11 protein-coding genes are annotated in these 12,404 nt (G+C 72.7%); 4 read left to right on the top strand and 7 right to left on the bottom strand.

Annotation, left to right across the window (positions count from 1 at the left end):
* The first annotated feature begins 8 nt into the window (after positions 1–8).
* On the top strand, positions 9–782 hold the full coding sequence (locus tag OHA98_RS24280; protein ID WP_266928858.1) for a maleylpyruvate isomerase family mycothiol-dependent enzyme: 774 nt from the start codon (positions 9–11) through the stop codon (positions 780–782).
* Between the two features lie 84 nt (positions 783–866).
* On the top strand, positions 867–1,163 hold the full coding sequence (locus tag OHA98_RS24285) for a DUF6332 family protein (protein WP_266928859.1): 297 nt from the start codon (positions 867–869) through the stop codon (positions 1,161–1,163).
* Here OHA98_RS24285 and OHA98_RS24290 read toward each other — a convergent pair.
* From OHA98_RS24290 to OHA98_RS24300, 3 genes are all read right to left on the bottom strand, one after another.
* Positions 1,124–1,789 (bottom strand): response regulator transcription factor, encoded by a 666-nt coding sequence (locus OHA98_RS24290; RefSeq protein ID WP_266928860.1) that lies wholly within the window; start codon positions 1,787–1,789, stop codon positions 1,124–1,126. The two genes, OHA98_RS24285 and OHA98_RS24290, sit on opposite strands and share 40 nt — an antisense overlap.
* Positions 1,786–3,063 (bottom strand): sensor histidine kinase, encoded by a 1,278-nt coding sequence (locus OHA98_RS24295; RefSeq protein WP_266928861.1) that lies wholly within the window; start codon positions 3,061–3,063, stop codon positions 1,786–1,788. The genes OHA98_RS24290 and OHA98_RS24295 overlap by 4 nt, the downstream gene beginning before the upstream one ends.
* A gap of 128 nt (positions 3,064–3,191) precedes the next feature.
* Complete coding sequence (locus OHA98_RS24300) at positions 3,192–4,358, bottom strand: geranylgeranyl reductase family protein (RefSeq protein ID WP_323179668.1); 1,167 nt, start codon at positions 4,356–4,358, stop codon at positions 3,192–3,194.
* Between the two features lie 278 nt (positions 4,359–4,636).
* Between OHA98_RS24300 and OHA98_RS24305 the strand changes: the two genes are divergently transcribed.
* Positions 4,637–6,001, top strand: a complete 1,365-nt coding sequence (locus OHA98_RS24305; protein WP_266928863.1) for a dipeptidase — start codon at positions 4,637–4,639, stop codon at positions 5,999–6,001.
* Positions 6,002–6,270: 269 nt separating this feature from the next.
* On the opposite strand, the gene OHA98_RS24310 is transcribed toward OHA98_RS24305, so the two are convergent.
* Positions 6,271–7,308, bottom strand: a complete 1,038-nt coding sequence (locus tag OHA98_RS24310) for an NUDIX domain-containing protein (RefSeq protein ID WP_266928864.1) — start codon at positions 7,306–7,308, stop codon at positions 6,271–6,273.
* Positions 7,309–7,621: 313 nt separating this feature from the next.
* Positions 7,622–8,569, bottom strand: a complete 948-nt coding sequence (locus tag OHA98_RS24315) for an ROK family protein (RefSeq protein ID WP_266928865.1) — start codon at positions 8,567–8,569, stop codon at positions 7,622–7,624.
* Between the two features lie 194 nt (positions 8,570–8,763).
* Between OHA98_RS24315 and OHA98_RS24320 the strand changes: the two genes are divergently transcribed.
* Complete coding sequence (locus tag OHA98_RS24320; protein WP_266928866.1) at positions 8,764–9,792, top strand: LacI family DNA-binding transcriptional regulator; 1,029 nt, start codon at positions 8,764–8,766, stop codon at positions 9,790–9,792.
* A gap of 81 nt (positions 9,793–9,873) precedes the next feature.
* Here the strand turns inward: OHA98_RS24320 and OHA98_RS24325 are convergent, their stop codons facing one another.
* Positions 9,874–11,172 (bottom strand): aldolase/citrate lyase family protein, encoded by a 1,299-nt coding sequence (locus tag OHA98_RS24325; RefSeq protein WP_266928867.1) that lies wholly within the window; start codon positions 11,170–11,172, stop codon positions 9,874–9,876.
* A 203-nt stretch (positions 11,173–11,375) separates the two neighbouring features.
* Positions 11,376–12,338, bottom strand: a complete 963-nt coding sequence (locus OHA98_RS24330; RefSeq protein ID WP_266925410.1) for an electron transfer flavoprotein subunit alpha/FixB family protein — start codon at positions 12,336–12,338, stop codon at positions 11,376–11,378.
* Positions 12,339–12,404: the final 66 nt, after the last annotated feature.

Raw genomic sequence — 12,404 nt, forward strand, 5'->3', positions numbered from 1 at the left:
TCGGCCTCATGGCGATCTCGGAGAACATCGCGGCCCTGGCCGCGGAAGGCCGTCTGCTCGCGGCGGCGGCCGGAGCGGCGGGTCCGGGCGCCTCGGTCCCCACCTGCCCCGGCTGGCAGGTACGTCATCTGGTGCGGCACACCGGCATGGTGCACCGCTGGGCGGCGGATCTGGTGACCGAGGGACACAGGAAGTACCGCCCCGGCGACGGTGAGCCGGATCTCGACGGGGAGGAACTGCTCGACTGGTTCCGCGCGGGCCATCGCCATCTGGTCGAAGCCCTGGAAGCCGCACCCGCCGACCTCGACTGCTGGACGTTCCTGCCCGCGCCCTCACCCCTGGCGTTCTGGGCGCGCCGTCAGCTGCACGAGACCACGGTGCACCGGGTCGACGCCGAGTCGGCGCTCGGCGGGCCGCTCACGCCGGTGACCGCGGAGCACGCGCTGGACGGCATCGACGAGTTGCTGACCGGGTTCCATGCCCGCTCCACGAGCAAGGTGCGCACCGGCACTCCGCGCACCCTGCGGCTGTGGGCCACGGACGCGGCCGACGGAGCCGGGGGACGGACGGACGCGGTGTGGACCGTACGGCTGTCCGCCGAGCCGCCGACGGCGGTACGGGAGCACGGGAGCGGCCACCTGCCGCCCGCCGACTGCGAGTTGCGCGGGACGGCCGAGGGGATCTATCTGACGCTGTGGAACCGGCTGCCGCTCTCCGCCGTCACCCTGACCGGCGACCGCGCGGTGGCGCGGCTGTGGGCGGACCGCTCCGCGGTCACCTGAAGCTCCACGAGGAGCGACGCGGAGCCGGCGCGCGGCACCCGGGGGTCCCTTGCCGCCGTCCGGCACCCCTGTGAGAATCCGGGTATGGGGCGACGCACACAGGCAGACCGGGACGCCATCACCATCGAGATCGGTTACGCGGTGGTGAGCGGTGTCGCGGTCGCCGCGGTCACCTGCGCGGGCATCTACGTACCGGCCATGTTCCTCGATCTCACGCGCACCGGCGAGCATCTGCTGTTCAAGATCGCCGTGGGGGCCGCCGCCGTGGTGTTCCTCGCCCGGGTCGTCCATGTGCTCCGGCGTTTCCCGCGTCCGGCGGAGGGCCGCAGGGTGCCCGACGCTCAGCCCAGCCAACCGGGCCGTACGAGCCCCGACTCATAGGCGAGCACGACGAGCTGGGCCCGGTCGCGGGCGCCCAGCTTGACCATGGTGCGGCTCACATGGGTCTTGGCCGTGAGCGGGCTGACCACGAGCCTGCGGGCGATCTCCTCGTTCGACAGCCCGATACCGACCAGCGCCATCACCTCCCGCTCCCGTTCCGTGAGCCGGCCGAGGGCGGTGGCCGCCGCGGGTTCCTTGGACCGGGCGGCGAACTCCGCGATCAGCCGGCGCGTCACTCCGGGCGACAGCAGGGCGTCCCCGCCCACCACCGCCCGTACCGCGCGCAGCAGTTCCTCGGGCTCGGTGTCCTTGACGAGAAAGCCGGAGGCCCCGGACCGGATCGCCTCGAAGACGTACTCGTCCAGTTCGAAGGTGGTGAGCATGACCACCTTCACCTCGCCGAGCCCGGGGTCCCCGGTGATCCGCCGGGTGGCGGCCAGGCCGTCCAGGCGGGGCATCCGGATGTCCATCAGCACGGTGTCGGGCCGCAGCTCGCGCACCAGCCGGACCGCTTCCTCCCCGTCGGCCGCCTCCCCGACCACCTCGATGTCCGGCTGGGCGTCCAGCAGCGCCCGGAAGCCGGCCCGGACCAGCAGTTGGTCATCGGCGAGCAGGACACGGATCACGGGGTCTCCTCCGGGTGTGCCCCGGGGTCCCGGGGCGGGGCGGCACGGTCCGGCTCGGTGGCGGCCAGCGGGAGTTCCGCCCGCACCCGGAAGCCGCCGCCGGGCCGGGGGCCCGCCTCGATCGTGCCACCGAGCGCCGCCGCCCGCTCCCGCATCCCCACGAGTCCGTTGCCGCTGCCGCCCGCGTCGCCGCCGGTCGCCGGTCCTTCGTCGTCGACACGGAGCCTCAGGCGCCCGGTGCCGTATCCGATCCGGACCAGTGCGGTGCGGGAACCCGAGTGCCGTACGACGTTGGTCAGGGCCTCCTGCACGATCCGGAAAGCGGCCAGGTCGGTGCTGGGCGGGACGGCCGCGCGCACGCCCCCGGTCTCGACGGTGACGGTGAGACCGGCGCTCGCCGCCTGCTCCACGAGTTCGGGCAGATGGCCCAGTCCCGGGGCCGGGGCGCGGGGGGCCTCGCCGGGCGTACGGAGGCCGGCCAGGACCTGGCGCACCTCGCCGAGCGCCTCCTTGCTGGCCCCCTTGATGGTGATGAGCGCGGTGCGGGCCTGCTCGGGATCGGAGTCGAGCAGCGCGAGCCCCACACCGGCCTGCACATTGATGACGGAGATGCTGTGGGCGAGCACATCGTGGAGTTCGCGGGCCATGCGCAGCCGTTCCTCGTCGGCCCGCCGCTGCTCCGCGGCCTGCCGTTGTGCCCTGGCCGCCGCCCATTGTTCGCGGCGTACCCGCAGCAGTTCGGCGGCGGCGGCGATGGCGAGAACCCAGGCGGCGATGAACGCCTCCTGCCCCCAGGGGGCGGCGCCGTCCCCGGCGGGCGGCAGCCACCGGTAGAGCCAGTGGCCCACCAGCACATGGCCGGCCCACAGTCCGCCGAGCGACCACCAGGCCGCCTTGCGGTGCCCGGACACGATGGCGCCGAAGCAGCCCACGGCGACGGCGACGAAGACCGGTCCGTACGGATAACCCGCCCCCATGTAGAGCAGGGTCACGGCGGAGGTCGTGGCGACGGCCACCACGGGGTGCCGGTGGCGCACCAGCAGCACCGCGACCGCGACGAACAGCAGCAGCCGCGCGAAGAGGTCCACCGGCTGCCGGTCCTGGCCGTGCGCCGCGAAGCCCGTGCCGACCATGACGAACACCAGCAGCGCGGCCGTCGAGGGCCAGGGCAGCCCGGCGGCGGACCGCTCCCCCAGGACCGCCGGCCAGTGCGGTGCGCCCCCGCGGCCCCCGGGGGGAGCACCGCCCGTGCGTGATGGCTGCTGTTCGTCCATGACGGCAACGCTAGACGGGCCACCGCCGCGCGGGCGTCCGCCGGGCGTGGTGGTCGCCCGTACTCCCCGGGGAGTACGTCGTCCGGGCGGGCGGCCGGACTTCCAGCTCACGCCCCGCGGGACAGCCTCTACCGGTCCATCGCGCTCAGCGCGCGCTGCGCCAGCGGGTGCGTACGGACGAGCTCGGCCAGGGACGTGGTGCCCCGGGTGATGCCGGCGAACGCGTTCCAGGCGGGCCGGAAACCGGTCAGCACCGCGTGCAGCAGTCCGGGGCGGCGCTCGAACAGCCTCAGCATGCGCCGTCCGACGCCCATCTCCACGCCCAGCCCGGCCTTGATGGCGAAGGCGTAGTTGAGGGCCTGCCTGCGGGCGTCCACCGCGTCGTGGGACTCGGCGATCCGCACCGCCCACTCACCGGCGAGCCGTCCGGAGCGCAGCGCGAAGGAGATGCCCTCCCGCGTCCACGGCTCCAGCAGCCCCGCCGCGTCGCCGCACACCACGACCCGGCCGCGCGACAGCGGGGAGTCGTCGCTGCGGCAGCGGGTCAGATGGCCGGAGGAGATCTCCGGCTCGAACCCGGCGAGGCCGAGCCGGGCGATGAAGTCCTCCAGATACCGCTTGGTCCCCGCGCCGTCACCGCGCGCCGAGATCACCCCGACGGTCAGGGTCTCGCCCTTGGGGAACACCCAGCCGTAACTCCCGGGCAGCGGGCCCCAGTCGATGAGCACCCGCCCCGCCCAGTCCTCCGCCACCGTCGCCGGGACGGGGATCTCCGCCTCCAGCCCGAGGTCCACCTGGTCGAGCTTGACCCCGACATGAGCCCCTATCCGGCCCGCACTGCCGTCCGCGCCGACGACGGCCCGCGCGAGCACGGTCTCGCCCCCGGCCAGCACCACGGCGACGGTGCGCCGGTCGGGGACGGCGGGACCGTGCTGCTCCACCCGCGCCACCGCGACTCCGGTGCGCAGTTCGGCGCCGGCCTTCTGCGCCTCCTCGACCAGACCCGCGTCGAACTCGGAGCGGTTGATGAGCCCGAAGAGCATGCGCTTGGACCGGCGTGTACGCGACAGCTTCCCGTTGAGCGAGAACGTCACCGCGTGGATGCGGTCCCTGAGGGGCAGTTCGAAGCCCGGAGGCAGCGAATCGCGGGAGTACCCGATGATTCCGCCGCCGCAGGTCTTGTAGCGGGGCAGTTCCGCCTTCTCCAGCAGCAGCACCCGTCGGCCCGCGACAGCGGCCGCGTATGCCGCCGATGCTCCGGCCGGACCCGCGCCGACCACGACGACGTCCCACACGGACGACTCCTCCGGAACGGACGATTCCTCCGAAATGGACGGCTCTTCCGACTCACGTCCGGCGTCTGCGTTCTCGCTGCTCACGATGTGCTTCTGCTCCCGATCAACCAGTGGCCCCAAGCTGCTCACGGCATCCTACGGCGCGATTCGGCCAAGCCCCTCTGTGGGAGGATCGGCCATGATTTCGTCGTACGAACAACGCCGGACAAAAGGCGTCGCCCACGGTCGCGTACACACCGCGCCGTATTCATAACGTCGCACCCACGAGGAGCGTGCCCATGACCGCCCGTCCGATTTCCGAGACCGTCGCCTCGCTGATGCCCCGCGCCAGGACGGAGCTGGCCGAACTGGTGGCGTTCCGGTCGGTGGCGGACCCCGCCCAGTTCCCGAAGAGCGAGTGCGAAGCGGCGGCCGAATGGGTCGCCTCGGCACTGCGCGCCGAGGACTTCCAGGACGTCGCCCTGCTCGACACCCCCGACGGAACCCAGTCCGTCTACGGCTTCCTGCCCGGCCCGGCCGGTGCGCCGACCGTGCTGCTCTACGCGCACTACGATGTGCAGCCGCCGCTGGACGAGTCCGCCTGGCTCTCCCCGCCGTTCGAGCTGACGGAGCGCGACGGCCGCTGGTTCGGCCGGGGCGCGGCCGACTGCAAGGGCGGGTTCATCATGCATCTGCTCGCGCTGCGCGCGCTCAAGGCGAACGGCGGCGTGCCGGTCTCCGTGAAGGTGATCGCCGAGGGTTCGGAGGAGCAGGGCACCGGCGGCCTGGAGCGGTACGCGGAGGCGCACCCCGAACTGCTGGCCGCCGACACGATCGTCATCGGCGACACCGGTAACTTCCGTGTCGGGCTGCCGACCGTCACCGCGACACTGCGCGGGATGACGATGCTGCGGGTGAAGCTCGACACGCTCGAAGGGAACCTGCACTCGGGGCAGTTCGGCGGCGCGGCCCCGGACGCGCTGGCGGCCATGATCCAGCTGCTGGCCTCGCTGCGCGCCGAGGACGGCACGACGACGGTCGACGGTCTCACCACGGACACGGAGTGGGAGGGGCTGCAGTACCCGGAGGCGGAGTTCCGCAAGGACGCGAAGGTCCTGGACGGTGTGGAACTGATCGGTACGGGGAGTGTCGCGGACCGGATCTGGGCGCGTCCCGCCGTCACGGTCATCGGCATCGACTGCCCGCCCGTGGTCGGTGCCACGCCGTCCCTCCAGGCGAGCGCCCGCGCGCAGGTGAGCCTGCGGGTGCCGCCCGGCCAGGACGCCGCCGAGGCGACGAAGCTGCTGACCGCCCATCTGGAGTCGCACGCCCCCTGGGGAGCGAGGGTCTTGGTGGAACAGGTGGGCCAGGGCCAGCCGTTCCGCGCCGACATCACGAGCCCGGCGTACACGTCGATGGCCGACGCCATGCGGGACGCGTACCCGGGCGAGGAGATGCAGTCCTCCGGCATGGGCGGCTCGATCCCGCTGTGCAACACGCTCGCGAGCCTGTACCCGGAGGCGGAGATCCTGCTGATCGGTCTCAGCGAGCCCGAGGCCCAGATCCACGCGGTGAACGAGAGCGTGTCCCCGGAGGAACTGGAACGTCTCTCGGTGGCCGAGGCGCTCTTCCTGCGCAACTACGCGGAGTCCAAGAAGGGTTAGGGAGTGTGCCGAAAGTCCCGCCTGGCTCGCGACGCCCGCCACGCACGCTCGCCGCGTTGTCCGCGTTGTCGGCGTTGTCGGGGTGTCCTTGTACGTCCAGTACGAGGACACTCCTCCGCCGTGCGATCGCACGCACCGGACGCCGTGAGCCCCGCCCTTCGGGCGGACGGCGCCACTTTCGGCACACGCCCTAGAGCCCTTCGTGTCCGGCCGGGGTGCGGGGTGCGGGGCGTGCTCCCCGCGCCCCGGCCCACCCGCGCCCCGGCCCCTCAGCCCACCGGCACGCCGGCCTCCAGATTGAGCACGACCGACCGTTCGCGTGCCCGCAGCGCCCAGCGCAGCCGCTCGTAGCGGGTGGGCGGCAGCATCGTCGCCGCCTCCGCCTCGGTGACGAACCGCCAGCCGCGCAGCTCCGACCCCGGAAGCAGCAGATGCGCGGCGTCCTCACCGCGCAGCAGGCCACCGTCGAAGAGGAAGCGCAGCCCCCCGTAGCCGGGCGGCTTCGGCGACTCCCAGTCGACCACCAGGAGTTTCGGCACCCGGTCCAGCCGGATCCCTATCTCCTCCGCGACCTCCCGCATCCCCGCCTGCGCCGGAGCCTCCCCCGCCTCCACCACTCCGCCGGGGAACTCCCAGCCCGGCTTGTAGGTGGGATCGACGAGCAGGACACGGTCCTGTTCGTCGAAGAGCAGGACTCCGGACGCGACGGTCTCCGCGGTCGGATCGGGGGTCTGGACTATCTCGCACGCCCCGGCCGCTCCGGTGCGTACCGCCTCGGCGATCCGCTCGGCCGTCTCGTACGGGGTGAGCGCGCTGGTGTCGATCGTGTGGGCGTCCGCCTCGATCCAGTCGAGGGCCGCCAGATAGGGGTCGATGTGCTCATATGCCCACCGTCGGACGCGTTCGCTGTGCTCGGGGTCGGCCGGCACTTCCTCCCGGCCCGCGATCCGGCTTCGAAGGATCGTTTCCTCAGGTGAGAGCAGTACATGGCACACAGGAATGCGCCGGGAGGCGAACCCGCCGAAGATCTCGTCGCGGTACTCCTGGCGCAGGAGCGTCATCGGCACCACGAGCACCCCCGGCACCTCGGCGAGCAACGCGGCCGCCGTGTCCACCACCAGCCGCCGCCAGATCGGCAGGTCCTGGAAGTCGCTCACCTCGGCCAGCTTCTTCTGGGGCAGCAGGCCGCGCAGCCCGGCGCCGGTCAGCTCGGGGTCGTACAACGTGCTGTTCGGGATCAGATCGATCAGTTCGCACGCGGCGCTCGTCTTGCCCGCACTGAACGCACCGTTGACCCAGACGATCACGGTTCCCCCTCTTCCGTAGCCCCCTGTGGCTTGCCCGCAACACCCTGCCGCGGAAACCCCGATGTGGCGATGCCGTTGCCGGGACGTGGCGGCCGGATGCCCGTTGCCGGGCGTACCACTGTACGAGGCCCGGCTCCCGGAGCGCCGTAACGGCGGGCTGCCGGGCGTCGTCGGAGCCCGCGGCCAGGGAGCCGGGGACCGGGGCCGCCGCCGGGGACGGGTTCCCTCCGGTGCCGGCCCGCCGGCCGGCCGCGGGAGCGCCGGGAATCGTCCGGGGGGTGTCCGGCCTGACGAACCGGGCACCCCCCGGAAGTCAGGGGGCCGTCGGCCGTCGCGCGGCCGTCGCGGCGGCGGCCGCGGCTCCCACCAGCCCCGCGTCCGTCCCCATCACGGCGGGCGCCACCACGAGCTGACGGACGAACGAGAGCGTGGCGTAGTCACGCAGGGACCGGCGCAGGGGGGCGAAGAGCACGTCTCCCGCACCGGCCACGCCTCCGCCGATCACCGCGATCCCGATCTCGACGAGCGTGGCGGTAGCGGCGATCCCGGCGGCCAGTGCCTGGGCCGCCCGCTCGTACGAGGCGACGGCGACCGGGTCCCCGGCACGGGCGGCGGCGGCCACGGCGGCGGCTGTGACATCGCCGTCCGGGCCGGGGCTCCAGCCGCTCTCCAGGGCCCGGCGGGCGATGTTCGGCCCGCTGGCGAGGCGTTCGACGCAGCCGCGGGAGCCGCACGGGCACGGGTCACCGTCCAGGTCCACACTGAGGTGACCGATGTGACCGGCGTTGCCCGTGGGGCCCGGGTGCAGTCTGCCGCCGAGGACCAGACCACCGCCGACGCCCGTGGACACCACGAGGCAGAGCGCGTTGTCGTAGCCGCGCGCCGCACCGAGCCAGTGCTCGGCCGCAGTCATCGCCACCCCGTCGCCGACGAGTGTGACGACCAGTCCCCCGGTCGCCTTGTGCACCCGCTCCACCAGCGGAAAGTCCCGCCAGCACGGGACGTTGACCGGGCTCACCGTACCGGCCGAGGCATCCACGGGGCCCGCGCTGCCGATCCCGACGGAGGCCGCCCGGCTCCACAGCGGCGACGCCATCAGTTCGGACAGCACCTCACCGACGGCGCCCATCACCGTCTCGGCATCCCGCCGGGCGGGCGTCGGCCGTTGCGCCCGTACGAGAAGGGTTCCGCCGCCGTCCACCAGCGCACCGGCGATCTTGGTGCCTCCGATGTCGAGCGCGGCGACGAGGTCGGTATGCATCGGTGTGGGCTCTCCGGGTGAAGTGAAGGGGCGGGACCTGCGAGTTCGGTCGATGGTCTGCACAGTCTCCATTCTGCTGACAACGTTGTCCAGGGCCTATGCTCGACGCCACAGCCTTCCGGCCCCTCCCGGCACCTTTCACGGGACCGCCCGGACCCGCCGGACCCGACCTTATCGACGACAGGACAGCGCACGTGGCCGAGACCACCCGTCACTCCGAGCCCCGCTACGGCAACCGGCCGACCATGAAGGACGTGGCGGCCCGCGCCGGAGTGGGCCTCAAGACGGTCTCGCGGGTGGTGAACAGCGAACCGGGTGTCACCCCCGACACCGAACGCCGGGTCCAGGAGGCGATCGACGCTCTCGGCTTCCGCCGCAACGACAGCGCGCGCGTCCTGCGCAAGGGCCGCACCGCCTCCATCGGCCTGGTCCTGGAAGACCTCGCCGACCCCTTCTACGGCCCGCTGAGCCGCGCGGTGGAGGAGGTGGCCCGCGCGCACGGCGCGCTCCTGATCAACGGTTCGAGCGCCGAGGACCCCGAGCGCGAGCAGGAACTCGTCCTCGCGCTGTGCGCCCGCCGTGTGGACGGTCTGATCGTGATCCCCGCGGGCGACGACCACCGGTATCTGGAGCCGGAGATGAAGGCGGGCATCGCCACGGTCTTCGTGGACCGCCCGGCGGGCCGGATCAACGCCGACATGGTCCTCTCGGACAGCTTCGGCGGCGCCCGCGAAGGCGTCGCCCATCTGATCGCGCACGGCCACCGGAGGATCGGCTTCATCGGCGACCAGCCCCGTATCCACACGGCCACCGAGCGACTGCGCGGCTACCACGCGGCGATGGCGGACGCGGGCGTCGAGGTCGAGGACGGCTGGGTCTCGCTCGGCTCCACCGACCCCGGGCGGGTCCGGGCGGCGGCCGAGAGGATGCTCGCCGGACCGGAACCGGTCACCGCGCTGTTCGCGGGCAACAACCGGGTGACGGTGACCGCGGTACGCGTCCTGGCGGAGCGGGAACGCCCCGTGGCCCTGGTCGGCTTCGACGACATCGAGCTGGCCGATCTGCTCGGCATCACCGTCATCTCGCAGGACGCGGCGGCAGTGGGCCGCACCGCCGCCGAGCATCTGTTCCGCCGCCTGGACGGCGTCGACCACGCCCCGGTCCGGGTGGAGCTCCCGACGACGCTCATCGCACGCGGCTCCGGCGAACTGCCGCCCGCCTGAAGCCGTCCGGCCCCGCCGGAAGCCGTCCGGCGTTGCCCGGCACCGTCCGGCGTGTCCCGGAGAACGCCCGCGGGACGGCCCTCAGGGCGCGGTGACCGTCAGCCCGCCCCGGCGCGGCGAGGCGAAGGCGTCGAGGTCCGCGCGGGTGAGACCGGTGAGCCGGGCGACCTCGGCGGTGTCCAGGGCGCCGCAGTCGATGCCGCGCAGCAGGTAGCCGCTGAGCGCCTTGGCGGTGGCCGGTTCGTCCATGACGTCGCCGCCCGCCTTGGCGACGTACGCGGCGAGGCGGGCCGCGGCCTGTTCCAGGCCCTCGCGGTAGAAGGTGTAGACGGCCGCGTAGCGGGTGGGCAGATGCCCCGGGTGCATGTCCCAGCCCTGGTAGTAGGCGCGGGCCAGGGCACGGCGGGTGAGTCCGTAGTGGAGCCTCCAGGCGTCGTGGACCTGAGGGGTGGGACCGACGGGCAGGACGTTGGTGGAGCCGTCGGAGACGCGCACGCCGGTGCCCGCGGCGGCGACCTGCATGACCGCCTTGGCGTGGTCGGCGGCCGGATGGTCACTGGCCTGGTACGCGGCGCTGACACCGACGCAGGCGCTGTAGTCGAAGGTGCCGTAGTGCAGACCGGTCGCCCGGCCCCCAGCGGCGTCGATCATGCGGGCCACGGCGGCGGTGCCGTCGGCGGCGAGGATCGACTGACTGGTCTCGATCTGGATCTCGAAACCGAGCCGGCCGGCGTCGAGGCCATGGGCCTCCTCGAAGGCTTCGAGAAGGCGGACGAACGCGGTGACCTGTTCCGGGTACGTCACCTTCGGCAGCGTCAGCACGAGCCCGTCGGGCAGCCCGCCGGCCCGCATCAGTCCGGTGAGGAACACATCCGTGGTACGGATTCCGCGGTCCCGTACGGCGGCCTCCATGCACTTCATCCGGATCCCCATGTACGGGGCCGCGGTGCCGTCCGCGTACGCCTGCGAGACGAGCTGTGCGGCGCGGGCCGCGGCCTCGTCCTCCTCGGCGTCGGAGCGCGGGCCGTAGCCGTCCTCGAAGTCGATGCGCAGGTCCTCGACGGGCTCGCGCTCCAGCTTGGCGCGTACGCGGTCGTGGACGGGCCCGGCCAGGTCCTCCGGAATGCCGAGGACGGCGGCGAAGGAGGCGGCGTCGGGAGCGTGGGTGTCGAGGGCCTCCAGCGCCCTGTCTCCCCAGGAACGAATGGTGCCGGCGGTGAACACGTCACCGGGGACGTAGACGGTGTGCACGGGCTGGCGGGTGCCGGGGTCACCCGGGTAGCGGCGGGCGAGTTCCGCGTCCACCGCCGTGAGGGAGGCGCTGATGGCCTCGCTGACCGTACCGGCGAGGCTCGTTGCCACCTGCTCCTGCTGACCCATTCCCGTACCCTCCACGCTCACATATTCCGCTTCACGGAATCAAGAATCCGCATAGTGAAGCTATAAGGCCGTCGAACCTGCGTCAATGGTGTCCGGAACGGGGCCGGGGCCGCGCGGTGGGTGTCACCGTGCGGCCCCGGCCGGGGTGGTGCTGTGGGTGGTGCTGTTGTGGTGGTACGTGTGTGTTGCGTGTGTGGTGGGGGTCAGCCCTTGCGGGTGTTGATCTCCTCGGTGAGCTGGGGCACGACGTCGAAGAGGTCTCCGACGATCCCGTAGTCGACGAGGTCGAAGATCGGGGCCTCGGCGTCCTTGTTGATCGCGACGATCGTCTTCGAGGTCTGCATCCCGGCCCGGTGCTGGATCGCGCCGGAGATCCCGGAAGCGATGTACAGCTGCGGGGAGACCGACTTGCCGGTCTGCCCGACCTGGCTGGAGTGCGGGTACCACCCGGCGTCGACCGCGGCACGCGAGGCACCGACCGCCGCGCCGAGGGAGTCCGCGAGCGCCTCGATCAGCGGGAAGTTCTCCGCCCCGTTCACCCCCCGGCCGCCGGACACCACGATCGCGGCCTCGGTCAGCTCGGGACGCCCCGTCGACTCCCGCGGCGTCCGCGACAGCACCCGCGCCGCCGTCGACAGGTCCGAGAACTCCACCGCCAGCTCCTGGACCGCACCCGCGGCCGGAGCCGCCTCGACCGGCGCCGAGTTCGGCTTCACCGTGATCACCGGAACCCCCTTCACGACCCGCGACCGCGTCGTGAACGACGCCGCGAACGCGGACTGCACCGCGACCGGACCCGCCTCGCCCGCCTCCACGTCCACCGCGTCCGTGATGATCCCCGAACCCGTACGCACCGCGACCCGCGCCGCGATCTCCTTCGCCTCCGCCGACGACGGCAGCAGCACCGCCACCGGCGACACCGCCCCGAACGCCGCCACCAGCGCGTCGACCCGCGGCACCACCAGATAATCCGCGAACTCCGGACCCTGCGCGGTCAGCACCCGCACCGCACCGTGCTCCGCGAGCACCCCCGCCGTCCCGGCCGCACCGGCACCCACCGCCACCGCCACCGGATCACCCAGCCGCCGCGCCAGCGTCAGCAGCTCCAGCGTGGGCTTACGGACCGCACCGTCCACATGATCGACAAAAACCAGAACTTCAGCCATGACAAGATCTCCCGCACATACGAAGAAACAGGTAGAGGAACACACACACCACCCACCGCACGACCC

The sequence above is a fragment of the Streptomyces sp. NBC_00654 genome, from assembly GCF_026341775.1.
Lineage (GTDB): Bacteria > Actinomycetota > Actinomycetes > Streptomycetales > Streptomycetaceae > Streptomyces.